We start from the raw sequence: 25,955 nt of genomic DNA, 5'->3' as shown, positions 1-25,955 counted from the left end.
GTTCTAAAAATATTTCACGAATATCTAAAAATAAATAAGAATATGCCAGAGTTTATTCAATTTTATTGGATTTTTAATTTTTTTAACCAATTGGACCATAATTCTATCGATATTTCCGGAAAAACGATATTAAGAGTTTTAACAAATTCAATGGGGGTGAAATGGGAACGATGCCATTTATTAAATCCATAACCTGGAGGCAATGATTTTCCCATATGAGTAAACTTATATTTAATAAATGGATAGATTTGCCTTTTTAGTTCCCCAATAGATGTCCACCTACCTTGTTTATGTGTGGCATAGAATTGAGCAATTTGCATAAATTTTTCTAAACCTTCTTTTAAATTATTGGGTTTTAAATTTCTTTCTTGATCTTTTGTTTGAAAAAAATAATTTAGGGTTGATTGGAAAATTTGTGGATTTCCCAAAGCTGATCGCCCAATCATTACTCCAGAAATTTCTATTTGTGAAAAAATTTCTTGAATTTGCTTTGGAGAATTAAAACCCCCATTCGCAATTATAGGTATTTTATTTTCAACTGCATTTATCGCTTGTTGAAAAGGTTGGATGTTCTCAATGATTGAATTAAAATCTATTCCCTGCATTTTAACTGGTGCGCGATTAATTGTTATCCACGCTATGTTTTGACCAAATTCACTGTAAATTTGTGATAGTAATGGGATTGGCGTGTCTTGTAATGAGTATCCGCGCCGAATTTTAACTGAAATAGGGAGATCTGTATATTTTATTGCTTTTTCAATAATTTTTAAAATAATATGTGGGTTTTTAAGTAATTCTCCTCCTCGATTTTGAGGGAGTATTTTATATCCAGGACAGCAAAAATTTAAATCAATGTAATCAATTCCAAGTGCATGTGAATTGTCAGAAAGAAATTTTAAGGCTGGTTTAAGTGGATCTTCTAGATGAGCGATAATTTGTACTCCGTCATATATTGATTTTTTCGATTTTTGAAGAATTTTCTCCCAATATTGCCACTTTTTCGCCTTTAATAAATGTTGTGGGAGAATTTTAGGGCGACATACCACTTTTGCGCCAAAATCTCCCATTAATTCTCTTAATATTGGATTTGCAGTTAATGGTTCCATAGGAGCAAAAAAAAGAAAAATTTCATCCTTATTTGTTCTTTCTATAGATTGGTGAAAAAGGCGACTAAAATCAATGTTCATTAATGGAAAGAAAGGAATTCTAAAAGAATAAAATTATTCTTTATCTGTATACTAAGGGAAATGAGATTCTCAAATGCTGTCTAAAACTGATCTAATGATCCCGCTCTCAGTTTATGAAACAATGATGGATTTTGCACAATCTTCACCTAATAGGGAAGTAATTGGCCCTATATTTGGTATACCTTATGAAGATGGTTCTATTTTGCTTACTGCTTCATATACTTTTCGTATAGGTTCAACTACTGAAGTACATTTTATAGATTCTGATTATGAGAAGTTATTACCCCTTATTAAAAAGCATGAACAGCAAAATGAAGAATGGGTTGGATGGTTCCATAGTCATCCTTTTCAAGGTGGTGATTTTCTTTATATGTCAAAAACTGACATAAAATATCATACTATTGCTCAAAAAGGAAATCCGTTATGGACTGCCATTATTTTAAATCCACATCAAAAAAATGATCCTAAGGCAATTTATGGTATGCGTGCTTTTCGTTTAGTAGAGTATCCATCAAAAAGAAAAAAGTCTAAATATCGTGTTAAAGAATTATTCTTTAATATAATCGATGAAAAATGATAAATATTAAAACTTTTAAGATTGGATTTATAAACTAAGTTTAATATGCAGATTTCTGATAAATTCTTGATTGTACTCTGGAATTTAATTGAAAAAGAAGCAACTATTATTAAAACTCAGAAAATCAGACTGCATGAAATTTTAATTCTTCATTGGAAGGATTATGACTTTCAAATTCCAGAAATTGATGATTTTTTACCAGATAAAGTAGCATTTTTTTCTGATCTCTTATATCGAAAGAATTTACTTCATCAACTTGCGCAAATTTTTACTCAATCTTTACAAGCAATTCTTCGAATTGTCGAAATTCTATTAATTTATTATACCGAATCGCAAGATTTTAAGAATACTTTTTCTTTCAAAAATAGTGATTTTATCATTTATAAGATTGCTTCAGATATGATAGGGAGCTTACTTCCAATTCTTTCGTTTTGTCAAACACCAATAAAAAAAGATCTAGTTTTAATAGGTGCATTTAAATCAGAATTAAAAATTACTGGTCTATCAGTAGAAGAAATTCAAGAAAAATTACTTCATTATGGACTACAATATCATCAATCTGAAATAAATGAAACATTTCGAAAAATTCAAGAAAATTGTAAATATTTATCAATTTCACACTCATTAACAGATGAAGGAATACGAATTTGGAAAATAAATAACGAAACCCCAATTTCACAAGAAATACTAAATAAATACACAAGAAAAATAACTCCTTTAGTCAATTGGGTCATTAATACATGGAGAAGTTTATATAATATACGAGAATTACATATGCCGATTCCACCAGATTATCCTGAAGCAGAAGGGCTTCAAAAAGTAGTAAATCTTGCAAACAAACAGGGTTTTAATGCAGCTTTGGAAGTAATAGAGAATTTGAGTGCATATTACAAATATATTGCCGAAAAATGACAATTAAATTTCTTTTATAATATATTCGGGATGTTTCTTTGCCCATATTAATAGATCTTGTTCAATTTTTTCCAAATCTTTGGAATTGATCATTACTTTCACCTTCCTAAATAATTAAATGCTTTCCAAACCGACAAAAAATTAAATCAAATTTAAAATTTTCGGCACTCAATTCTTTTATTCATGCAAAAATGGATTTTTGTATGAAAATGATGCATTAAATGGGAGTTGAATGGGAAGACCAAGAATTTTTATCTTGGGAGAGAATTAATATAACTACTTAGGTTGAGTATTATGGATTCATTTAGTGCAGAATATTTTGAAGAACAAGGAATTCAATTTATTCAATTTCAATTCACTACTATATCTGGAGAATTGAAAGAAGTTGAATTTCCAGCAAAAAACTGGGAATCGATGAAGAATGGGACAGGAGTCGATGGTAGTTCTTTAGGTTTTTTATCAACAGAACAGTCAGATATGCGTGCCATCCCCGATCTCAATACATTTTCTATTCTACCCTGGGATCCTCAAGTGGGACGATTTATCTGTAATCTTTATGATAATGATAATAATCCCTATCCTACAGATCCTCGCTCGTTATTAATTCGTGTTTTGAAAAAAGGAGAAGAATTGGGATATTTTTTTAAGGTTCGACCTGAATTAGAGTGGTATTTTATCGATGATGATCTTCAACCTGCAGATTCTGGTTCTTATATGTGTACTGTTCCTGAAGATGACCTACATTTAGTAAGACGAGAAATCGCTCGTGATATGTTATCGATGTTTTCTCATGGATCTCCTCATACTATTCACCATGAAGTAGGGCCTGGTCAACAAGAAATAGAGTTATCAAAAGAAAATGCTTTATATCAAGCAGATAATGTTCAAACTTCCAAGATAATTGCAAAAAATGCAGCTCAAAATCATAATTTAAACTGCACCTTTATGCCAAAACCGTTCCCAGAAGAAGCAGGAAGTGGGCTACATATTCATATATACATGGAAGACAAGCAAGGTAATAATTTGTTTGCAAAAGAAAATGGAATTTCGGATGAGTTGCGATATTTTATTGGAGGAATCATCCATCATGCAGATGCGCTTTCGGCTATACTTAATCCTTCTACTAATTCTTATAAACGTTTGGTACCAAATCATGAAGCACCTGTTTATAAATCTTGGGGTGTAGGAAATCGTACTGCATTAATCCGGGTTCCTGGCTATGAAAATAAAGCGCACTTAGAATATCGTGCAGGAGATGCTTCCATGAATATTTATTTAGGTATGGCGGTATTATTTTCTGCTGGTTTGGATGGGATTAAGAATAAGATTCAACCCAATGAGCCCACATCATTGAATGTTGATCACATGAATATAGAAGAACGCAGTAAATTGAAAATTAGTAGATTACCCGTTGATTTAGAGCATGCTGTAGATGCTTTCAAAAAATCATCATTTATGAAAGATCTACTTGGAGAATTTCTAAATCAGATTTTGCTTGAGAATTATGAGAAAATTTTGGAAGCTCATCGTGTATCTATACGAAATGGCTATGAACACGAATGGGAATTGGATCAATATCTTGAATGCTGAGAAATTCAATATTTATATGAATTTTTTTTGAAGTATTTTTTTTCAAATTGAAATATTTCAAATCACTGTAATTTTAAATATCGAATATTTCAAAATGAAAAAAAATATAAATTCGGATCTATTTTTTTCATTAATTTATTATTTATCAACTTTAGTTAAATTGTGTATTTAGCTTGTGGATCAAAAATTTTCAAATAAAAAGTTTGATGGAAATCTTCAGTAAATTAAGATTGTTACTGATTTTTAATACTATTAAACAAAATTCTAATGGAATTACTTTTTATGAATTGAAGCAGTATAATCATATTCCTCACTCAAGAATATACCGGGAAATGAATCGTTTATATGAACATGGATTTTTAAGGAGAGAAGAAACTCAAAATGAACTAGGACGGCCAAAATATCTCTTTTTTCTCTCAAAAAAGGGTTTACAAGAAAAAGAAAAAATTACTGCAGATCTTCAAAAAATATTGGTATTTTTAAAAGAGAAATTTCCTGAAGATGGAAACTTGGATGTTGAGTCCTTTTTGTGTAATGCTTCTTTAAGTATGTGGCAAGATCCCATACAAAATATTTTAAAATCGGAGAAATCTTATGAGAAAAAAAAAGAAATTCTCGAAAGAATGTATGAAGATGTAGAAAATAGATTATCGATGATCTCTGATGCTCTGGAAAAATTAGAGAAGACTTATTCATCATCTACAAAAAATTTAACTGAAAAACATATAAAGGAAAATAAATAGAGGATAAAGAAATAAAATGGCAAAAAAAACAGAAAATAATCATGATTTATCAACCTCAATATCTACAAAAAAAAGCATTAGAATGATCTTCTCTTATGCGTGGATAAGTAAAAAGGAATTTATTCTGATGTTAGTTTTTATGGGTATTGGGATTGGATTTATGATGATATCGCCGCAAATTTTCCGAAGAGTTATAAATCTTTTGGAAAACAATGATTCGAGCGTAACAATAAGTGATCTTATTGAGATTATAGGTTTAGGTGTCGGAATTGCACTAGTTGGGGGTATAATTTTGGGTATTGGAAGATATTATTCTGCAATCGTGGGGACTGAAGCCCAGTACAACATTAGAAAAAGTGTTTATAATGCTATTAATCGCCAAACATTCTCGTTTTTTAATAAAGCTGAAACAGGTGATTTGGTTGCCAGAGCAACTTCTGACATTGAAATGACAACTGCTGTATTCAATCAAGGAATAACTCTCGGATTTCAATCAATAATTATGATGATCGGTGTTGTAGTTGGAATATCAGTTACCTTTCCTTCAATTTCATGGATAATTATAACAGCAGAAATAACATTCTTGTTTGTTATTGTGTTTTGTGCGAAGAAAATGCAAGATGCATATCTTAAGTCTCGTCGTACATTTGGAAATTTAACTACTGTTTTTCGAGAGAACATTATTGGTGCTCAAGTAGTTCGGATTTTTAACAGTCAAAATAAAGAAATTCGCAAATTTCAGGTTGAAAATGCTGATTTTAAAGATTATACCATTCAAGCTATTAAGTGGTCTACAATTTTGCGATATTCTGGTTGGGTCATGCTGGCTGTAATGTCTTCTTTCATTTTAGTATTTGGAGGTTGGAATGCCTATCAAGCATACTTAGCTAATGATCAATCATTTAATTTAGGTGTTTTTGTAGCAATGTTGAGTTATATTTCCATGTTGGGAATGCCTATTAATCAAATTAATAATGTGGTCATGAATTTTGTTCAAGCTAATGCCGCTATGGTTCGAGTTAAAGAAGTTTTAGATTCGATGCCTGAAATAGTTGAATCTCCTAATGCAATATCTGCTAAGGAAATCCGGGGTGATATAGAATTCAGAAATGTTAATTTTGGATATACATCAACATTAGTTTTAAAGAATATAAATCTAAAAGTTAAAGCAGGAACAACCGTAGCACTATTAGGAACAACTGGTTCTGGAAAATCGACTTTAATTTCTCTTTTACCGCGTTTTTATGATATACTTGATGGTGAACTCTTAATTGATGGCCGTAATATCAAAGATTATAAAATTGACGAATTGCGACGACAAATTGCAGTTTGTTCTCAGAATATTTTCCTATTTAACATTTCAATTGCCGATAATATACGTTATGGGCGTGATGATGCTTCTCTTGAAGAGGTAATTGAAGCTGCAAAAGCAGCAAATATCCATGATTTTATTGAAAGTTTGCCAGATAAATACGACACTCTAGTAGGAGAACGTGGTGTAGCCTTATCTGGAGGACAAAAGCAAAGAGTGGCAATTGCTCGCGCTTTAATATTAAAACCAAAAATCTTGATTCTGGATGATAGTACATCAAGTGTTGATATGAATACTGAATACAAAATTCAACAAGCATTGGAAAGAGTAATGAAAAATCGAACTACATTTATTATCACACAACGTCTCTCAACTATTCGGAATGCAAATTCAATTGTGGTAATGGATCAAGGAAGAATCGTAGGGGCAGGAACACATGAAGATCTCATTGGAAAAAATGCAATTTATACTCAAATCTATCAAACATTATTTGCAAAACAGAAATCAATGGAAACCCCCCAAGTTGCTGAAATTATGGCCGAAAAGAAAGGAGGTAACTAAATTTGTCCCATCAAAGGAATCGAATGATTTTAGAAAAAACAAAACGGTTTGTTGATGATAAAACACTTTGGAAATGGATGCTTTCCTATTTAAAAGATAATTTAGGTGTATTTATTATTGTTCTTTTAGGAATGTTTCTGTTCACAGGAATGCAGGCTGTATTGCCACTGCTTCAACAACGGTTAATAGATGATGGGATATTAAAAAGTAATGCTTCAGTTGTTATTTCAATCTTAATAATTTACGCCAGTTTCCGTATTATTTCTAGCGTTGGGAATGGATTCTCAGAATATATTTTGGCAAAGATAGGAACAAATGTTGTTTATAAGGTTCGTCAAGACTTATTCATCAATTTACAGAAAACTTCTATGGATTATTTTGATAAAGTGCATAGTGGAGATATTATTAGCACAGTTACTAATGATGTGGACCAACTCAACATGGTTTTTGGCGGTCAACTTGCAACCTTGTTAACAGATTTGTTCCGAGGATTGATGGTATTAGGATTAATGTTTTTTATGAATTGGGAATTAACCTTGGTTGCTTTATCACTTACCCCTCTGCTTTTTATTTTATCTCGGTTTTTTATAAAAAATGTACGTAATATGTTTAAAACTACCAGAAAGAAACTTTCTCAAGTAACCAGTGTGGCAGAGCAAAATATTTCTGGAATGAAGGTAATTCAAGCATATGGTAAGCAACGAGAAGCTGCAGAAGAATTTGATAGAGCAAATCGTAGTAACCAAGAGGCTTTTCTAAAGGTTCGTCGCATAATGTCGTTTCTATTTCCATTATTCTTTTTTATTTCTAGTTTAATTAGCGCAGTTGTGATGTTGTATAGTGGAAGTGCTTATCTTAATGGGATTGGATTCTTAGGTTCTACAATAACAATTGGTATCGTTTCTTCTTTTTCAAATTATTTAAACCAATTAATGATGCCCATAATGATGATTGCTTTCTTTACTCAGCAAATGCAATCAACTTTAGCTGCTGCTGAACGGGTCTATCTACTGTTAAATGAGAAAAGTGAGATTCCTGATCCTGAAAATCCTGTTGATTTTTCTAATATTTCTGGTGAAATCGAATTTAAAGATGTAACTTTTGCATACAGTAAACGGAAAGCGAAAAAGCCGTTAAAAATAATTGATCCTTCGGCAAAACGCAAGAAGAAAGCCTTAAAAAGAAAGAAAGAAGTAAAAAATGAAGTGGTTAATCCAGAACAGAAACAATTTATGCAAATGCAAGCTTTACTTCAAAATTCTGAAACATTTTTAAAATTAGCTCGACGTTTAGATGCTCAATTGAAGGGAAATAACTTTAGTCTTAAAATTTCTTCAAGTGGTGGGAATGGAGGAAGCAGTGGAGGAAGTGGGATAACTTCTGGGGAATCATCTATATCTGGGAAAGATGGAAAAGAGTCTATCTTAGATAATCTTCCCCGTGCTAAGATCCTTCAAATTTTAGGCTCACCTCGAGTCCCCAAAGAGATTTTCGATCAATTTTCTCCAACAGTTAAATCTTTGATTCAAGAAGATAAGTTAATTCGAGAACATGAATCCCAAACAGGAGATGTCTTGAAAAATGTATCATTGCATTTAGAAGCAGGGCGAACATTTGCTATAGTAGGACCAACAGGTGCTGGAAAAACGACCTTGATAAAATTAATTACCCGATTTTATGATCTGAAGCAAAATAATGGTGAAATTTTGATAGATAATATCAATATTAAGGATTTACGAAAAGAAGACTTAAGGAAAGCAATAGGTATGGTTCCTCAAGATAGTTTTCTTTTTAATGGAACAATCTTGGAAAACTTATATTATGGTCTTCCTGATGATGTTCCTCATGTAGTCGATGATAAAGTCTTAGAAATCACGCGCTTTTTAGGATTGGATAATTTTATCCGTGAAATGCCTGATCAATATAATACACGATTAAATGAGAATGCAAGTAATCTTTCCGTTGGACAGCGTCAATTAATCGCTTTTGCTCGTGTATTAATGGTAGATCCTGAAATATTGATTTTGGATGAAGCTACAAGCTCAGTTGATCCATATACTGAGACTTTGATTCAAGAAGCCCTTGAGAAGGCTAAAAAAGGTCGCACTACTATTATTATTGCACACCGATTATCAACTATTAAAAATGCGGATGAAATTTTTGTTATTGAGCATGGAGAAGTGGTTGAGCATGGAACACATGAAAACTTGATGCAACGGCAAGGAAGTTATGCCAAATTAGTAGAAATGCAGGCTAAAGGTATTTAATTTCCAGACTTTTTTCACCTTGATCTTTTCACTTGATCATATTTAATAATTATCTAAGCTCCGTTCTTCTTCTTTTTTTCTTCTTCTTTTACTTCTTCTTTTAGTTCATATTCTTTTATTCTTATTTTTTTCCAAATCATTTAGGATGTAAAGAAAAATCAAAAAAAAAATTGATTAAAATCCAATTTCAAATGGTTGTGAAATTGCTTTAAATAATACATTTACGACTGCTTCAACGTCAACCACATAATTTTGGGCGAGTGGTGAATGAATATAACGGCAGGGAACTGAAACACATGCTGCTGGAATTCCCTTTTTTAAAGTGTGAAAAGAACCAGCATTTGTTCCTCCAAATGTGGGAAGTTTATATTGGTATGGAATTCCCAGATCTTTTGCAGTATTTTGCAGATATTTAAGAAATTTTAAATTATAGACGGTTCCATGATCAGCAGCGCTAAATGCAGGTCCGTGTAAACAACTGGTTGGATTTTTATCTGGAGATACTCCAGGAACATCTGCGGCTATCGTATTTTCTAAAGCAATTCCAATATCTGGATTTAAACTATTTGCTGCAACCTTAGCGCCTCTTGCACCCACTTCTTCAGCAACTGTAAAAGCAAAACAAATTGTGTTCTCAATCTGATCAACTTCTGTAAGTATTTTTGCAATTTGAAGAAGAACATTACAACCGGTGCGATCATCAAAAGCTCGACCCCGCATTATGCCTAAAGAGGGGAGATATTCAAAATCTGCAGCCAAAACACCAGTAGATCCAATATCAATTCCCATTTTAAGAACATCTTCTTGAGTCTGTGCTCCAATATCGATAAATAAATCCATATAACTTGGGATTTTTTCTCGCTCTGATTGCGAGGTTATATGAGGTGGTGGCATTCCGATAATACCTGTGATTTTTGTTCCTTCATCAGAGAGAATTTCCACTTTACTTCCAGGATATAGACGAGGATCAATTCCTCCAAGTGGAGTAAATCGTAAAAATCCTCGTTTATCAATATAGCGAATCATAAATCCAACTTCATCCATATGTGCATCTAGCATAATCCGTAAACCATCAGCTTTAGAACCCTTTTTTTCAGCTAATACATTACCTAAGGGATCGATCCAAACATTATTTGCAAATTTCTTCATTTCTGTATAAATAAAATCGCGAACTTCGTCTTCCCGACCAGCTACTCCAATTAAACTGGTTAAATTCCTTTGTATGGCTACAATATTTTCTTTAAGAATCGAATTTTTCTCTACCATACCTTTTATAAAATAGAAAATATGTTAAAATTTTGGATCTTCTAAAAGCTTAGATAATTCATCCATATTAGGTAAATCATGGATAATTTGTTTTTCAATATGATTTATCATACGGAATCTTTTTGACCATATAATAAGTTGTCCGAATTCAAAACAGAGATAAATAAAGCATAATAAGGCACTTAATCTAAGCAATGTTTTATAAATAAAAAATATTTTAGGAAATTGGTGAGTTGAAGGAAGATGAATGTAATTTCGATAGATAATAAAGAAATAGATAAGAAGAAATATTGTCATAAATATTAAGATACGAATAAACTGAATTTGATTAATTATATGAAAATGTGTTCTTGTTAAAGAAAATTCCTTGGATCTTCTTGATAATTGATTCCATTTGAAGATAACGATGAATTGAATTACAGCCAAAATACTGATAAGAAAAAGAATGATAAAAATTCCGACAAATCGTAGAAGTTGAATACGTTCGAGTAAATAATTCATTCTTCGAGCTAAACGGTATATTATATATTCAATTAAAATAGTTAAAATTGTAAAAATAGCTCCAATAATTTGTATTATTTGGTTTTTGCGAGTTATACTACTATATTGATTTCGTAATCTTTGGTATTCGGGACTACTCGATGAAGATGGAATATATGTTTTTATTAATGTATCACCCTTTTGTTTTCTTGATTCTTCTGAGATAAAGAATTGTTCTGAATTTTGCTCCAGATCATGGTTTTGCGATATTTTTTTATGAAGATTTGGATACGATTTATCTTCATTATCATCTGGATTTTCTGGGTTATACAATTAAAGTCACCTTTTAATTTTGATTTTTTTTTCACATTTCTAATTCATTGGATAGCTGCATGAACCATGTAAATCTTTGTTCTCCCTTTGGTGTTATATGAACTTTCATACGAACACGTTCTTTACCCCAAGGTTCTTCTACAACATTAATATATCCTGCTGATACTAATTGTTCTATATATTTTTCACCAATTACTGTTTTAATTCCTACGTTTTTGTAGATCTGAGTCTTAACCATGCCTCCCCGCCCTGCTTTAATCAATTCTTCTAGAATAGATTGAATTAACATTACAGCAGATCGATATTTACGCGTGGTCATTCGACATCATTCTATTTTTCTTTAAGAGGTTAAAATATTTGAACTCTGAGGCACCTTTGGTACCCATTGTTAAAGATTAAATCTAAATATTCATTTAAAACGCATTATTCTATCATAAGAAAGGATGCTTCTTATTCTTATACAATACTACATTTTTAGTAGAAGATAATTTATATTATGATGTTTAGCATCTTCCAAAGCTTGTTAATCCATGGGATTCTTTTTTTTTCATAGAATTTAAATAATCGTTTATAATTTGCAATAATTTCATCTTTTTCAGCATGAAAAAAGGTAAAAATTGACCCACCTTGTTTTTTCCACCATGAAGTCATATCATCTAAATTATGATATTTATCTGCAGCAGATAAGCGAATTGCACTAATCGATGCAGTAGTAATTAAGCGATTATAATATCTTTGCTTTCGTTCTTGCCAAGAAAGTGATTTATTAGGTTCACTTACATCTGAAACAATATCTGCAACAACTTTGCCAAACTCTCTACTAATTTCTTCTAATGTCACTTGTGTATCTTCAACTACATCATGTAATATTGCTGCTATGATTAAATTTTTATCGTTGTAATAATCCGCTAATAAAGCTGCGACCGCAATAGGATGTAAAATAAAAGGTTCTCCACCTATTTTTCTCTTTTGACCTCGATGTGCATCAGCTGCGAATTCAATTGCATGATAGTATGTTTTTGTAGATAGAGAATCAAAACGGAATAATTTCATGGATAATGAAATTGTAACAAATATTTAAACAAGATCATTTGAAAAAAAAAGAGAGAAAATCTAAATTGTGGACCATTGGTCCGCAATAATTTATATGTAAAAACTGTGATAAAATTAATAGAACTTATTGTTCTCTTTATTTCTTCATTTTAAACTACATCAATGGAGATTATGATTAATATGAAAAAAAATACAACTATTATTACAAGTCTTTTACTGATGGTTGTCATGCTATCTAGTACTACAATTGCCTGGGCAACTGGAACTTATACCGTGTCTAATGCAATTGGGCATAAATTTACTGAAGAAAGTTGGGCCATCCGCTATGATGTCTTGAGTAAGAAATTAGTAGAAGATCTCACGCCTGGAAATTATTCTGGTGATCTTGATCCATCGATACCAGATCAAGCACCATATAAAGATGCTATATTCTATATTGCATATATGAATTTAGGGCAAGTGCAAACAGTATACATGGCATTCGATAGTTATTCGAATGATAATCGAAACACAACATATTATGGAGTATCACCTTATCAAATAATTCAACAACATTATCGCACTGCAGCAGGAAAACATGTGATTGTTCAAAATGCGTTTACAGGTCTGGTTGCATATAAAGAAAATGGAACTTTAAATGGTGTTCCAGATCGCAACGATAGTTTATACTTTGGAGATAGTATGAATAATCAACTGTACAAATATTATCTCAACCGCTTGTTATTTTTTACCTTAGGATATTTTCCTTTCGATATGAACAAAACTCCGAGTGCTTCTCCGAAAGTATTATCAAAAACTGAAACTGCAGATACATTTGAATATCGATTTGGAATGGACTACAGTGATCTTTTTATTGTTTGGTATCCTGTTGATATTCCAGATGATGTCAATGAAATTTCTAAAGGAGATTCACTATTAGGAAAAGTGGTTGCTTTTTCTGAATTATCATATTTGAATTTTACATATACCCTTTCTGGGGCCTTAATTGAAGACAAGCCTGTAAATATTACATTAACAACAGAATATGATATTGGACCAATTAATGATTTATGGATTGTCAACGATCCCCAAGACAAGACAGAAGCATTGGGAGGCGATTATTATTATCTATTTTCAGTTGGTGAAGCAATTTCACATTATAACTCAAGTGAAAGTATCATTGCCAGATTATCTGGTTCTGAGAATGTTCCGGGTTTCAGCTTAGCTGTTTCAAATTATGCCAGAATCATCAATATTGAAGCCACAGTTGAAGATGCCTATGATACAGAGGTTACTTCTGATAATGGGACAGTAGTTGATGGAGATCAGGCAAATGAAAATGTTACTTCTTTAGATTTAAGATCTGGTGATAAACCTGCCTATAAAATCGATTTTGCAAGTAAACCTGATTATACTTTAAATGGAGAAGCTACTTATGATGCTCCAGTTAAATTGTTTCCATTTGCACGAATTCGAAATCCAATATTCAATAAATTAGATGCTTTTGCATTTGTGTATTTAAATGCAATGACTCGAAGTATGATTCAAGCGCGTATAGAATTGGCAAAAGAGAAATTCTCATTGGAAGATAAACAACTTACAATTGATGTTACTCGTAGAAATGTCTTCTATACAATTTGTTTTCCTGAATGGGGCGGACAATCAATTTATCAAGATCCTACTTTTACAGCTTATGCTGATCCGGGAGATTTAAGCTCTGCAGCTGGAATATTAAGTAGAATTAATGGATTTGGATTAGGTGTATTTGTCCTTGCTGGATTAGGTGCTATAGCACTGATATCGAAAAAAACTAAACAAAATAGATAAAAATCACGTTCTAATGTGCGAATAAGTTTAAATTCAAATTTTTTTTTTTGTTTTTTTTTGACTTTTTCTTATTCATTTTAAGATTCGAATTTTTTTTTTTTAATTCACTGAAATAAGCAAAACTTGAATAAATTTTATTTCTAAGAAAAAAAAAGACGCAGTAATGGCTTATTTTTCTTCAAATTCTGCTAATGGTAACTATTTTTGATCGATTTTTAATTTCAAATCATATTATAAATTAATCAAATTGGAGATTTTATTAAATTGGTGATTTTAATTCTTCTTTTTTTATTATTCCAAAGTAATATAAGGATCATTTTTGCATTATATTATAAGGGGAAACTGACCTTCATTAATGGGGGATAGTATGGCAGATTCAAATCTTAAAATTGCACTTGTTGGGTTGGAAAATGCAGGAAAAACATCCATTATTCGAACTTTGAATCGCACTTATAATATTAATGGAAAAATTGCACCAACTAAGAGTGTTGAGAGAACAACTTTTACTTTATTTTCTCAAGAAGGTAGTATTTGGGACTATGCAGGACAGCTTGAGTATCGTCAAAGTTATCTACAAAATCCCGAACGCTATCTATCCGAAATTCAATTTCTCTTTTTCGTAATAGATATACAAGACTCATCACGATTTTCCAAAGCTTTTGAGTATTTCGAACAAATGTATAACTATATTCACCGAGAAAATCCAAAAGTTATTGTGGCAATTTTGTTTCATAAAGCTGATCCCAAATTATATGAAAATAGCCAAATTCCCCAAAATATTGAGGAATTATCCTTAAGATTTCAACACATTGTTGAAAATAACGAAATAAGTTTCTATCATACTTCAATTTTCGATCCTATTTCACTTCTTAATTCTATGTCTTTACCGATTTTAGGATCACAACCAGTTTATAATATTATTTCAATGATCTTAGCAGAATTTGCAATGGATCATTCTATTGAATATATCTCAGTATTGGTAAATGAATTGCTTGAATTGGGTTCGTTTCGTTTAAAAACACCTAAAGAAAGTTTTATCCAAGCATCACTTAATTTTTATCATCAAATTTCTAACAAAAATTCGAAATTTAAACCTGGAGAATATGAACTTAAAGGTTACAAATTTGTGATTATAAATCGAAATGTTTTGGATTATAATTATTGCTTGAATTATGCCCATCCCACTACTGAAGATGCTAAACCACCTTCAAAAGAAGAACTTCGACAACTTTTTGGAATAATCAATGAGAAAATCGAAGAATATAATCCAACCTTAATTTAAACTTTTTTTTTTACTCAATTATTCTATTAATAAGTCCTATGATTAAGGATTCCATTATAAATATGAAAAATTAAAGCAAAACTTTTTTTTGATGCTTCTTTTTCTTTTTTGTATTTAATCAATCATGGCCTCTAACAGTCAGGGTGGTCTCTGACGCTGGACTTCAAATCCAGATTACCTTCATAGGGTGGGGAGTTCGATTCTCCTTAGAGGCCGTTACTTTTGTATATACATTTGTATATACAACTTTCCTGGAAAATGTACTTACATTTTTTTGTGCTACACTTTTTTAAATCGGAATAGAATTAGTGTGTTTTTGAAATTTCTCACAAAATCTTTCCTTTTCTATGAATATTTGTTAATTTCATATTTTTTTAGAGAAAAAATCAGATTTTTCAAATATATTTATTTTTTTCATTCTAAAATTGAAGATTGAAAAAATATACATTTTTGGAGATTTTTCACTTTCGAAAAAAGTGAAAAATTAGTGAAAAATTTACTTGATTTTTCGAAAAATCAAGTCGCTAAAAAAGTGAAAAATTACCACAGAATTAAGAGAGTTTAGCCCAAGTTCCCTAAAATGAAATTTTTCACTTTTTCTCTAATTTTTCACTTTTTCTCTAATTTTTCACTTTTATTTGTTACTTCGATTTTTCATAAATTTTGTCAAATTTAAATCGCTTTCAAAAAGTGAAAAATTACCACAGAATCAAGATTAAAAATCAATTCCCTAAAAAAGTGAAAAATTACCACAGAATTAAGGAAAAAATTTTACTTTATAAAGCGCGCTTCAGGATAAGGAAAAAATTTATCATATAATTCTCGCAAATCTTCTGGGTATTCCGGATCTTTCAAGCTGTCAACATAATGTTTGACGTTTACATCACTTACATGCTGATTCAAAAGCATTTTTCGCAAATCTGGATCAATCAACCCCATTTTTAATCGCTCTACATTCAGAGTTTCCCTGAACTGATGAAGATGATAATCATTGTATGGATATTTTTTTAGTTGTCTGCGCAAATTTTGACTCGTAATATTAAAGAGATCTTCACTTTCCTGTCTTTCTAAAATGAATGCTTCTAAATCATTTCTGAAAAACTCCGGGAAAAAATACCTTACTTCTCCTGTCCGATTTGTTTTAGTTCTTTTTCCGATAGTTTTTATCATCCGATTTTTAAGATCAATATTCTGAACTTTTATATTCAGCAAGCCAATTGGTCTCATGCCTGTAAAGGCTAAAATTGCAAATGCAATATAATCCCGAAAATTGCGCGCGAAAAAAAATTTTAATATCTTTAGTACATCTTGCTTTGACATCTTATTTTCAGGCATTTTATTCTGGATATCAGTGAATTGAAAATAAGAGTTTGAAAAAATTATTGAATAATTGTATTTAATTGCTTCATTGCGCGCTATTTTCGGCGTGAGTACATAATTAAAGAAAGATTTTAACGATGTTCTATATTTTAGTTTCGTTCTTATTTTGAGAGAGGGATTTGTTTTTTTTTCAAGATGAATGAAGAAATCTCGAAATTGTTCAGGCGAAACTTCAAAAATTGATTTTACACCTGGATAATTTTGCATAATAAAATTGTTAAAATAATTGAGATGCTGAAGATGATGTCGTTTAATACTATCGGAATTTCGTGATTCTATATATTTTTCAATCAATTTTTTGTCAGACTTGCATAGATATACTTCTGGTGTCTTCGGGAATCTTCTTCCTTTTCTTTTTCGTATCATTTTTTTCTCTCCCAAATAATTAATTGTTCATAAGGATTCCATTTTGTGACCCTTATAAATTTCAAATCTTCTTCTTCTAAGTTGATACTTAATCGGTTTTGGTTATAGATAGAAATTGTTAGCCAAAAATAACTTGGTCCTTTTTCTAATTTTATTGTTTGGATTTTACAAAAGCGAGGATCAGCATTAATGAATGATCCATTCAATAAAAAGAACTGAACACACGTTTTTCGTTCATCTGCCTCATGGTAACTATAAAAAAATGAATGTTTCAAATTCATTTGCCTTTTGTACTCTTCAAATGTAGCAATTTTCATCAAATCTTTTACTTTTGCTATTTTTCTCACCCTTTTCCAATTTTCTGATAATTTTAGTAAAATATTTTGCATCTTTTGAATAATCTCGTATCCCTCGATAAGGTATTAGTGAAACAATTTCAAAATAATTCAATATGTGATTTGCCTTTGCTAAGAGAATATAATGGTGTTTCCCCCCAAAATAATAAATTCTTTTACGAACAGGGTTAACTTCTTTTAATTTAGCTAAAAAAATATTCAAACGTCTTACTAATTGCCATTCATCTCTTTTATTCAATTGACCAGGAGGATAATCATAAGCAGGACAACAATCTTCTAATTCATATGGAATAATTGTTTGAGGTTCGGATATAATAATTTTACAAAAAGCTGGATTCCGTGTGATTGCACTCATATAGCAGTGGCTTCGGGATCGTGAAATCGGTTTGACTTTTGCACATGGAAGAAAAACAATTGGCTTTTTTGTTTTATAATTGAATTGTTCTAATACTTTCACATAAAATTCCTGATTCTCCCGCGAATAAAAATCAGCATTGTTCTCAAAATCTCTTCCCCATTCACGATGTAATTCGGAGATTCCAGCCAATTGATAGTGTTGAGCTATAAAATCCATTAAATTCTTCATTTTAATCTCTCTTTTTATGGTAAGGGCGCTCCATCAGGAAAATTTAGCAAAATAGGATAACAAGGAGATTTTTTCCATCGTTGTAAACAATTTTCGTTTATAGTATTGTGTAGAAGAATACGATTAAAATAGCGTGATTGGAAATTACAATATGGACATCCGAATAAATAAGGAATTCCATCTTGTTTTCGTTTTTTCTTCTCTTCTTTTAAGCTTTCTCTTAATTCTTGAATCGCTTCTTTCATTATTTGTCTTTCGAGCCATTTATAGTTGTCTTCACTCATAACCCTCACTTTTACATGATTCTTTCGTTATTGTGTTAGATACCACCGCATTTGTTGGTCTTGGTCAACAACACCAGCTTCTTTCATATTTGCCAAGACTGCCAATACTGTTTTTGGCGATTCTTGACAGTATTTTGATAATATATTCAAAAAAAGCGAACGCCCTGTGAGATGTAATTTGATTTTTTCTTCCAGGGTTGGATTTGATTCTTGTTGCATATGAGCAATCTGAGATAAGATTATCTCTCTATCGAAATTGTATGTGTTTTTAACATCTTTTATCAATTCACGCAATTCAAAGAGTTGCTGAGAAAGAATTGAATCTTCTTTCCTAATTTCACTGATTCGTGTAAAATATTTTATTGATTCTCTAATTAACTGGGCAATACTGATATTTCGCTCTAATGCTATCTTTTCCCAAGTTTGCTTTTCAGTATCCGATAATCGAATCGAAAAGATTTTTTTTCGGGTATTTTTTTTGAGTGCCATCTCATAATTCCTTTGTTTTATATTTCCAATTTTAATTGTTTCAGTAAATTCCTAACTTTTTCTTGTTTCTGAATAATTTCTGCTTCAATCTCTTGATATTTCTTGAAAAGATAATCCAAATCTATTTTTGCAATTTTATTTTCTTGTTCGGTTTTTTTATGTATCGATAGAATTTTATACAACCTCCTTATGAATAGATATCAGATTTTGAAAAATTGGTAAATTTTTGCTCAGAATGCACTTGGTTCATTTGAGAACTGAGCAAATTCTTAGTCTGATTAACTAATTCTGTTATCTGAGCTGTAAAGCCCATAAAAGCTTTGGTTAAATTTTCCATTCCTTTCGCCATTTGACTAATATTTTCATTCATATTTTTTATTTGGATAGGAACTTCAAAGATCGATTGTGCTTTTTCTACATCTGCTTCTAATTCACCAGTCTTTAGTTTAGGTGAATCATCTGCATGCATTATCTCATTATCATTCCCATCTTTTATTTGAACTAATTCTTTTTTTCCCATATTGTCAAGTTCTGTTCCAGTTTTAAAAACACAGTGCCATTTTCCATGTTTTTTCGTGTTTGCAATATCCATCTTGACCTTATTTGTGAGAAAATGATATGGAATGTTTGATTTGAAATCTTCCACAAATTTTGTTAAATCTCGGATTTTTTCTTTTGGAAATCGATATCGCCAAAACACATTTCTCGTTGTAATTTCGATTGTCCAGTCTTTAAGAAAATTCTTGTAAATATATTTATTCGAATTTTTCCACTTTTTTACTTTGTATGCGTCTGCGACTTTTTTAGGATCAACAGGTTGAAGAAGGGGTGTTTTATAACAAATCCAATGCACGTTTTCCGCAATAATTGGCCAAGATCCTCTTTTTTCCTTTTTTTTTGGTTCAGAAGAATTTGATTTCGTAGTTACTTGTGGTGAAACTGATACAACTTGTTTTATTTGTTCATTGGCTTTTATCTGAGATTCATAAAATGTTAGAAAATCATAATTATACATCAAATCTTTGCGAACACGGTAGAAGCGAGGATATCTGTTGTAAGATTCAATAATACCTAATTTTTCTAATTTCTTTGTAATTCTAAACACTTTGGAGGGAGAAATTGCGTTAATTTTTGCAATATTTTGTTGCTGCAATCCTGCATTTAGATGTCGTGTTATATTTTTAACAAGATTCAAATCATATCTTGAAAACTCTGATTTAAGATCTTGTAAGTTGAATTTTTTTGAAACAATTGAAGATTTTGAAAGAATTTTTGTTCTTTTTTCAATATTTTCGCCTTTCTCGACAGTTTGCTCATGAGAAATCATTAGCGAATTAGGGACTATTTTACATAAATCCTTATACGAAAGACAGATCGCATATTCATTTGTCTTTGGAATGAATTGAATTTCCCGACGCTCTCGCATGAGACGAAGTGTACCAGGCAATGCTTGTTTGAATTCAATTCCTAATTTTTGCAAAATTTCGTGATATGCAATTTTTTGCGCGCGAGTATCGAAATAAAGTTTTAAGATCATTTCGCGCGTTGTTTTTTTGTCTTTCTTTTGCAAAGAATCACCTAATCTGCTGCTGAAAATTCATTGATCATTACATCTCCAGAAAATTTTGTTGCAATCAAAAATCTTGACTGTTTTTTCACTATAACTGAATTTTCAAGCAATTCTGCCAAAAACAACCCTATCTCTTCTTTTGTGAAATTCTTATTATATGTTATTTTAATATAATCACAAATATCATCGAGATTCAAGCCAGATCTGTTGATTTGTAAAACTTGTTTTATATATTCCGTTGCGTTTCCTTTAGTTTTCTTTTGGAACTTTGTATTTATTGTTTTATTCACTTCTTTTTTTGGATTTTTCATCAACTGTTGCTTTGCTAATTCTGAGTTTATTCTGTTCATTTTTCATCTCACATAAATTAATTCATTCAAAATTGTTTGTGTGGTTTGATTGTAAGGTGTTTCATAATATCTGAATAGTTCTTTACATGGTTTTGAAAAAATGCGATAATTCCTTCTTGCAAAATCAACATAATCTTGTTCTATATCAACACCATGGTATGAGATGTTCAATTTTTTCTCTTGATTGAGAAAATAAACTGCTTTAGCAATTGAACCAGTTCCCATAGCGGGATCATAAATTAACCCACCAGGTGGGCAACAGTGTTCAATAAAGGGAACCCATAGCTCCCATGGAGTTTGATTAATGTGGCATATTTTACGAACCCCTTTCGTTCCGGAATTATAATTTGGGATTGATATAATTGATGGAAAAGCAATCCCTTGACTTTCTCCATGCCATTTTCGCTTTGCGCTTTCTTTTGTTTTTTGCCACCAATATAATTTTTGCGCTTTATTATTCACATAAACTTCTATAAGTTCATGTTGTTTTCGGAATTTTCGCCCTAAACCAATTCGACACTTATCCCAGATGATTGAATAACTCCATTCAAGGACATTTTGAGATTTATAAAACTCTCGCGCGCTGTAATCATCAAATTTGATAATAAAATATGTCGATTTTGTCGAAATATCATGTTTTTTAAGTCTAAAAAACAAATTTGATAAGAATTTTTCCCATTTTTCACCCATAGGTGTCTCAATTGGTTCTAATTGGTTTTTATTTTGCTTCCGAATCTGCTTGTATTTTGTGATTTTAGGCTTGAAAGGAGGATCAAAAAGAACCAAATCGACATTATTCGTGGGAAAATTCTCTTGTTTAGAACCATCTCCTGCAATAAAAGTATATTTAGGCGAGTTCAACGCAAGTTCTACCTCCTTCAACAATTTTTATTTTCAACTTATTTGCTTTGATAAGAGCCGCACATTCTTTTTTCATTTCTTGCGGAATATCATGAACAAACATTATCTTCTTTCTTTTGATAATATTTAGCAAAGATTGTTCTATTTTCATATCTTTAAGGAAATATTTTCGTTCATCTTCAATTTCCGTTGAAGCAGGATGAAAAGTTTTTCTGGGTCGTACACGAATCCGACGCTCTGTTTTTTCTGCCATATTGTAATAATAAAAATTCCCAATATCCAACGATTTGATCTCTTTTCGAAAGATTCCGGGTTTTTTCTCTACTGGGAGCATTTTTTGAACCCCGTCTAAATCATCTTTGTAAGTTAATTGCCCGATAAACAAATGAACAATATTTGCATAGGTATAACGATCTAAATCAGGAGATTGTGAAATTGCTGTAAGCATGCAGCCACAATTTCGACCTTCTTTAATATATTTTTTTAAAATCCGATTTCCAGGAAGAAAGTTGTGGGCTTCATCTATCATTAGCATCACAGGAGGAATATAATCATATGGTTTTTCGATCAGTTTTCCATCAATTTTGGCTTGGGTTACTTTTCGATTCATCCGTTTTCTGATTTTTAAAAGTCGTTCCGCGAGAAAATTTACAATTGTTTTCGCAGTATAAGTATCTGACATTGAGACATCTAACACTGAAACTTTCTTTGCTTGGATTAAATCTGAAACTTGAATTCCGTCCTTTGTTATTAAATTTAATTCTTGCATGATGTCGAGTTTACAATTAAGTGCTTCGACAGTTTGAGACTTATAGTGCCAATCCTCAAAATCCCTTTGAACAATCGAAGTTAAATTTTGAAGATCAAACTCATTATTATATTCTTTTTTTGCTTGAGCAGCAGCTTTGCGGAATAGGGAAGTTTGTGGTTCAACACCATCTAATCCAAAAACATGTGCAAAAATTTCAGCACTTAATTGATTAGCTTGTAAAGAAAAAGTATGATCATACATTTCAGATTCAAATGAGTCTCTGTCACCTTCAGGAATCCAGATCTCTACATTTTTCATGATTTCGGGTTTTATTTGATTAAGAGGCATTGTTTGATTCCACAAGTGAATTGGTGTGGTTTCTCCACGAATTCTCAAAGTAGAGAAGATACCCATTGGATCAACAATTAAAATTGAATAATTTTGCATTGCACGAATCAATTCTTCAGCAAGTACACCTGCAACATATGATTTTCCAGAACCCGATTTTGCGATAATGAGGTAATGTTCTTTCTTCGAAAAATCAATCAGCAAAGGTTTATGAGGAATAAAACGATATGTTTTTTGCGTTCCAGAATAAATTTCTTGAAATTCCGCGCCTATTATCCCATAGCCGTATGTACTCATTGAATTCCCCCATATTGTAGTAATTCTTCAAATGTTTCTTGAAGAAGATATTTGAATTTTTGTGGTGCGCGAAAATCTTTAAAAAATTTCGAAGGATCAACTGGATCATCAAATTGAAATACATCTCCAATTTCATAACAATAACCCCATATTTTTCCGGAGAAATATTTATCAAAGTCTTCTTTGGATATTCCAGCAACTTTTTCATATCGCACCCATAACTTCTCAGGTGAATCTCTTCCAAACCCTCTGATTTTGAAAAATCCGATAATTTGCTTTATTGGATTTGAAGCATAAATTACAACAGTATCAACATCAGCACTCCATCCAATTCTTCGGAATTCTACCTTTTTTTCACCCAACATGATTTTTCTAACATATTCCGGCTTTATTGAGATTAATACTATATTTTTTTTCCGTGTGCCTGCTACAATCACTTTTCAACCCTCCAATTCCATTTGGCTAAGTAAAAGTTCAAATCCTCAATATAGCGTTTTAATAGCGAACGATGACATAATTTATCATTCACTTCGCAGCAAACGAGAAAAATTTGAGTTGTAGCGGATAGATCACGCAATAATCTTAACTCATTCACTGCATTACGATTGGTAAAAATCTCTTTTTCAAATAAAATAGCAAATTTCCTAAAATCGATCATGCCGGATTTTGCCTTTTTCAAAAGTTTTGGACTCGGGCTTAAAGTGGCTTGATTATATTCCGGCTCGAACGGAAAACGCATTACAATCCGAAACAGCGCGTTTGGATACTTTTCTTTATATTTTTTTAAGATTGCATAATAACAATTAGTATATATTCCTGCTTTTGCTGGCTTGGATGTAATCTTTGCAAAATTATCTAATGTCATCATAATCATTCCTTTTTAACAAAATCATAAATTTCAGCTAACATATTGAGTGCATCGATGATTTTCATTGCTTGAAAATTGGCATTACGATTTTTTGCCATATTCTCTTTTTCTAAAAGATCTCCAATTTTCCGATAGCGATTTATTTTTGTTGTTTTCGATTTTTCAATCAAACTTGCAACTAAATCATCGATTGTGATAGTCTTTGCTTTTCTTTTTGGAGGGTTTTTCCTTTTTTGAGATATTTGTGATTTTTGAGGTGGTTTTAAAGTTTTTTTTGGTGGTTTTTGAGTTTTTCTCCAAGTGTCTATATCAATATCATCCAGCGCGCTCATTGAGATTTCACCTTCTGCAACAATTCTTTAAGATAGAGATTATCTGCTTCCGTCAATTCGATATTTCCAGCATTTTTTTGGAAGAGTTGAAAAAAATAGACACATCCGGTCTTATATTCCGAAACGAGATTTACAAGCGCTTGCTTTTCTGTGTTCCAATTCTCTAATGTCTTAGCATGTGTTTGATAAAATTCGATGGCGGTATTGACATACTTTGATTTGTTAGTTTCAGGTATTTTTTCAACAAGTTCATTTCGAATTCGAACCGAAATATGTGTTGTATTTTTTGTTTTTCTTGCGCTTGTAGACATCGTTGCTTTACTCCTAATCGAGTGATTCGAATTTATCTTCAAGTTTAACTATGCAACCACACATGCGACAGAGAAAAACAGTTGTGATCTCGTTGCTTTTTACATCGCATTTTAATATCTCTATATCAGGAAAATTTGCATCGCCTTCAGTTGTCAATCCCGGATGTGCATTACAATTTGGGCATATGATTCTTTTTTGACTTATATATTCATCAATCATTGTAATTTCCCTCGGACCAATCGATAGGTTTTATATTCGGTGCCCCCATTACCTGTAGTAATCGGAACTTGTACGAACATGTTTTCATCGATTTTTTCTTGTTTTTTTTGCGATTGTATTCGCCCAGATTGATACTTTTGAAATGCTTTTGCCGTTGATAATTCATTGATTAAGAATTCACGCACTGCGACTCGAATCAATTCGGATCGAGATGGGTATAATCCTTCTTGCCCTGTCAGTTTATCAATCGCAGTGAGGTAAGAAACTGGAACATTCACAGTAATAATTCTCATTTCGATACCTCCATTAACGCATAAGTTTGCGCTTCTTTGACCAATAAGTTTTTTATGGCAAGTCGTATTCCTTCTGAACGCGAAGCAGTAATACCCATATCCCGCAATTTCTCAAGATTCGCAACATATATTGCAGGAAGGGCGATTGTAATGTTTTTCATTCGCTTTTTTTCAAAGTTCATTTTTTTCTTTTCACCTTTCATCTTACAAAAAACTGCGTGTAAATATATGCAGGATCCGGTTGATCTACAATCGCATCTTTAAGCAAACGCCGTTTAATTTGCTTTATTTTGCACGATTTGCATAAGAGAAAAGTTTTTACTTCAAGGCCAATTCTTTTTTTCTCTATGTGATATTCCCCAACCAGGATTTTTCCACATTTTTCGCATGTAAATACTGTTGTATTCATTCTTTCAACACTTGCACTATTCGTTTGAATTCATTCATGCTCATGAGATCATTTCCGAAAAATCCTTGCCTATATCGATTTCGATTTACTATGTTTAACACATTCTGCGGTATAGATCGTTCTTCTGGAGTTAATTCAGCACATGCACATTGAATTTCACGTAATTCACTCCTATAGAGCATAAGCCAAATTATTTGTTTGATCTTCTTGAATACTTTCAATTTTTTGACTTCCTTCACGACAGTTTGGATATAATGATAAAAAAGTGCCCCCCCGCCGGGACTTCCCGAAATGAAGGATTCATGTGATTGTTATGAGGAGAGCGGGGTTTGAGCCTTTCTTATTAAAAAAAAATAAAATTTCTTATTTTCCTATTGACCACTTTGTATCGCTTGATGCAAATATTTCACCAGAAATTTAACAGCCAACTGGGCTTCTTTTTCTAATCTACACAAATATGGAACGTAATCTTTACACCAACGTCTTTTATTTTTCAACCGTAATTCACCATATTT

Annotated in this window: 31 protein-coding genes and 1 tRNA gene; 9 read left to right on the top strand and 23 right to left on the bottom strand. The window is 31.6% G+C overall.

Going from position 1 to position 25,955, the window contains the following annotated elements; all coding sequences use genetic code 11:
- Positions 1–62: 62 nt before the first annotated feature.
- Positions 63–1,187, bottom strand: coding sequence for a tRNA-dihydrouridine synthase family protein (locus ACXLDF_RS09375; RefSeq protein WP_457558258.1), 1,125 nt, complete (start codon positions 1,185–1,187; stop codon positions 63–65).
- A gap of 73 nt (positions 1,188–1,260) precedes the next feature.
- Here ACXLDF_RS09375 and ACXLDF_RS09370 point away from each other — a divergent pair, with 73 nt between their 5' ends.
- From ACXLDF_RS09370 to ACXLDF_RS09345, 6 genes are all read left to right on the top strand, one after another.
- On the top strand, positions 1,261–1,764 hold the full coding sequence (locus ACXLDF_RS09370) for an MPN domain-containing protein (RefSeq protein WP_457558257.1): 504 nt from the start codon (positions 1,261–1,263) through the stop codon (positions 1,762–1,764).
- 45 nt (positions 1,765–1,809) lie between these two features.
- Entirely contained in the window at positions 1,810–2,676 is an 867-nt protein-coding gene (locus ACXLDF_RS09365) for a hypothetical protein (protein WP_457558256.1), read from the top strand.
- Positions 2,677–2,970: 294 nt separating this feature from the next.
- A complete protein-coding gene (locus ACXLDF_RS09360; protein ID WP_457558255.1) occupies positions 2,971–4,266 on the top strand; it encodes a glutamine synthetase family protein in 1,296 nt (431 codons plus the stop codon).
- Positions 4,267–4,472: 206 nt separating this feature from the next.
- The gene (locus tag ACXLDF_RS09355; RefSeq protein WP_457558254.1) at positions 4,473–5,009 is read left to right on the top strand and encodes a hypothetical protein; all 537 of its coding nucleotides are present in this window, start codon (positions 4,473–4,475) and stop codon (positions 5,007–5,009) included.
- 16 nt (positions 5,010–5,025) lie between these two features.
- Positions 5,026–6,882: an ABC transporter ATP-binding protein gene (locus ACXLDF_RS09350; RefSeq protein ID WP_457558253.1), complete on the top strand. Its 1,857-nt coding sequence runs from the start codon at positions 5,026–5,028 to the stop codon at positions 6,880–6,882.
- A gap of 2 nt (positions 6,883–6,884) precedes the next feature.
- Positions 6,885–9,149, top strand: a complete 2,265-nt coding sequence (locus tag ACXLDF_RS09345; protein ID WP_457558252.1) for an ABC transporter ATP-binding protein — start codon at positions 6,885–6,887, stop codon at positions 9,147–9,149.
- Positions 9,150–9,323: 174 nt separating this feature from the next.
- Here ACXLDF_RS09345 and ACXLDF_RS09340 read toward each other — a convergent pair whose 3' ends face one another.
- The 4 genes from ACXLDF_RS09340 to ACXLDF_RS09325 form a co-directional block, all read right to left on the bottom strand.
- The gene (locus tag ACXLDF_RS09340) at positions 9,324–10,415 is read right to left on the bottom strand and encodes a M42 family metallopeptidase (RefSeq protein WP_457558251.1); all 1,092 of its coding nucleotides are present in this window, start codon (positions 10,413–10,415) and stop codon (positions 9,324–9,326) included.
- Positions 10,416–10,439: 24 nt separating this feature from the next.
- Positions 10,440–11,228 carry a hypothetical protein gene (locus tag ACXLDF_RS09335; RefSeq protein WP_457558250.1) on the bottom strand — a complete coding sequence of 263 codons (789 nt, stop codon included), beginning with the start codon at positions 11,226–11,228 and terminating at the stop codon, positions 10,440–10,442.
- Between the two features lie 31 nt (positions 11,229–11,259).
- Entirely contained in the window at positions 11,260–11,547 is a 288-nt protein-coding gene (locus tag ACXLDF_RS09330; protein WP_457558249.1) for a winged helix-turn-helix domain-containing protein, read from the bottom strand.
- 170 nt (positions 11,548–11,717) lie between these two features.
- Positions 11,718–12,281, bottom strand: a complete 564-nt coding sequence (locus ACXLDF_RS09325; RefSeq protein ID WP_457558248.1) for an HD domain-containing protein — start codon at positions 12,279–12,281, stop codon at positions 11,718–11,720.
- Between the two features lie 180 nt (positions 12,282–12,461).
- On the opposite strand from ACXLDF_RS09325, the gene ACXLDF_RS09320 reads away from it, so the two are divergent.
- From ACXLDF_RS09320 to ACXLDF_RS09310, 3 genes are all read left to right on the top strand, one after another.
- Complete coding sequence (locus ACXLDF_RS09320) at positions 12,462–14,087, top strand: hypothetical protein (protein WP_457558247.1); 1,626 nt, start codon at positions 12,462–12,464, stop codon at positions 14,085–14,087.
- 367 nt (positions 14,088–14,454) lie between these two features.
- Positions 14,455–15,369, top strand: coding sequence for an ADP-ribosylation factor-like protein (locus ACXLDF_RS09315; protein WP_457558246.1), 915 nt, complete (start codon positions 14,455–14,457; stop codon positions 15,367–15,369).
- Positions 15,370–15,495: 126 nt separating this feature from the next.
- Positions 15,496–15,585, top strand: a tRNA-Sec gene (locus ACXLDF_RS09310).
- A gap of 555 nt (positions 15,586–16,140) precedes the next feature.
- Here ACXLDF_RS09310 and ACXLDF_RS09305 read toward each other — a convergent pair.
- From ACXLDF_RS09305 to ACXLDF_RS09220, 18 genes are all read right to left on the bottom strand, one after another.
- Positions 16,141–17,115 (bottom strand): tyrosine-type recombinase/integrase, encoded by a 975-nt coding sequence (locus ACXLDF_RS09305; protein ID WP_457558245.1) that lies wholly within the window; start codon positions 17,113–17,115, stop codon positions 16,141–16,143.
- Entirely contained in the window at positions 17,112–17,396 is a 285-nt protein-coding gene (locus tag ACXLDF_RS09300; protein ID WP_457558244.1) for a hypothetical protein, read from the bottom strand. Before ACXLDF_RS09300 ends, ACXLDF_RS09305 begins: the two co-directional genes overlap by 4 nt.
- A gap of 16 nt (positions 17,397–17,412) precedes the next feature.
- On the bottom strand, positions 17,413–18,057 hold the full coding sequence (locus ACXLDF_RS09295; RefSeq protein WP_457558243.1) for a DUF5591 domain-containing protein: 645 nt from the start codon (positions 18,055–18,057) through the stop codon (positions 17,413–17,415).
- Positions 18,058–18,071: 14 nt separating this feature from the next.
- Entirely contained in the window at positions 18,072–18,341 is a 270-nt protein-coding gene (locus tag ACXLDF_RS09290) for a hypothetical protein (protein WP_457558242.1), read from the bottom strand.
- Positions 18,342–18,368: 27 nt separating this feature from the next.
- On the bottom strand, positions 18,369–18,830 hold the full coding sequence (locus ACXLDF_RS09285) for a hypothetical protein (RefSeq protein ID WP_457558241.1): 462 nt from the start codon (positions 18,828–18,830) through the stop codon (positions 18,369–18,371).
- A gap of 187 nt (positions 18,831–19,017) precedes the next feature.
- Positions 19,018–20,400, bottom strand: a complete 1,383-nt coding sequence (locus ACXLDF_RS09280; protein WP_457558240.1) for a winged helix-turn-helix domain-containing protein — start codon at positions 20,398–20,400, stop codon at positions 19,018–19,020.
- A gap of 8 nt (positions 20,401–20,408) precedes the next feature.
- Positions 20,409–20,750: a hypothetical protein gene (locus ACXLDF_RS09275; RefSeq protein WP_457558239.1), complete on the bottom strand. Its 342-nt coding sequence runs from the start codon at positions 20,748–20,750 to the stop codon at positions 20,409–20,411.
- A 3-nt stretch (positions 20,751–20,753) separates the two neighbouring features.
- Positions 20,754–21,611 (bottom strand): DNA methyltransferase, encoded by an 858-nt coding sequence (locus ACXLDF_RS09270; protein WP_457558238.1) that lies wholly within the window; start codon positions 21,609–21,611, stop codon positions 20,754–20,756.
- Positions 21,598–23,007 (bottom strand): ATP-binding protein, encoded by a 1,410-nt coding sequence (locus ACXLDF_RS09265; RefSeq protein WP_457558237.1) that lies wholly within the window; start codon positions 23,005–23,007, stop codon positions 21,598–21,600. Before ACXLDF_RS09265 ends, ACXLDF_RS09270 begins: the two co-directional genes overlap by 14 nt.
- Positions 23,004–23,444, bottom strand: coding sequence for an ASCH domain-containing protein (locus ACXLDF_RS09260; protein WP_457558236.1), 441 nt, complete (start codon positions 23,442–23,444; stop codon positions 23,004–23,006). Before ACXLDF_RS09260 ends, ACXLDF_RS09265 begins: the two co-directional genes overlap by 4 nt.
- Positions 23,441–23,875: a DUF488 family protein, N3 subclade gene (locus ACXLDF_RS09255; protein WP_457558235.1), complete on the bottom strand. Its 435-nt coding sequence runs from the start codon at positions 23,873–23,875 to the stop codon at positions 23,441–23,443. The genes ACXLDF_RS09260 and ACXLDF_RS09255 overlap by 4 nt, the downstream gene beginning before the upstream one ends.
- Positions 23,876–23,877: 2 nt before the next feature.
- Positions 23,878–24,207, bottom strand: a complete 330-nt coding sequence (locus ACXLDF_RS09250) for a hypothetical protein (RefSeq protein WP_457558234.1) — start codon at positions 24,205–24,207, stop codon at positions 23,878–23,880.
- Positions 24,204–24,518: a hypothetical protein gene (locus ACXLDF_RS09245; protein WP_457558233.1), complete on the bottom strand. Its 315-nt coding sequence runs from the start codon at positions 24,516–24,518 to the stop codon at positions 24,204–24,206. The genes ACXLDF_RS09250 and ACXLDF_RS09245 overlap by 4 nt, the downstream gene beginning before the upstream one ends.
- A 13-nt stretch (positions 24,519–24,531) precedes the next feature.
- Entirely contained in the window at positions 24,532–24,738 is a 207-nt protein-coding gene (locus tag ACXLDF_RS09240; protein ID WP_457558232.1) for a hypothetical protein, read from the bottom strand.
- Positions 24,735–25,031 carry a ribbon-helix-helix domain-containing protein gene (locus ACXLDF_RS09235; protein ID WP_457558231.1) on the bottom strand — a complete coding sequence of 99 codons (297 nt, stop codon included), beginning with the start codon at positions 25,029–25,031 and terminating at the stop codon, positions 24,735–24,737. The genes ACXLDF_RS09240 and ACXLDF_RS09235 overlap by 4 nt, the downstream gene beginning before the upstream one ends.
- Positions 25,028–25,213, bottom strand: coding sequence for a ribbon-helix-helix protein, CopG family (locus ACXLDF_RS09230; RefSeq protein WP_457558230.1), 186 nt, complete (start codon positions 25,211–25,213; stop codon positions 25,028–25,030). The genes ACXLDF_RS09235 and ACXLDF_RS09230 overlap by 4 nt, the downstream gene beginning before the upstream one ends.
- 17 nt (positions 25,214–25,230) lie before the next feature.
- Entirely contained in the window at positions 25,231–25,440 is a 210-nt protein-coding gene (locus ACXLDF_RS09225; protein ID WP_457558229.1) for a hypothetical protein, read from the bottom strand.
- A complete protein-coding gene (locus ACXLDF_RS09220) occupies positions 25,437–25,622 on the bottom strand; it encodes a hypothetical protein (protein ID WP_457558228.1) in 186 nt (61 codons plus the stop codon). Before ACXLDF_RS09220 ends, ACXLDF_RS09225 begins: the two co-directional genes overlap by 4 nt.
- Positions 25,623–25,955: the final 333 nt, after the last annotated feature.

The sequence above is a fragment of the Candidatus Harpocratesius sp. genome (assembly GCF_054039255.1).
This window is presented reverse-complemented; position numbering and strand designations above follow the sequence as displayed.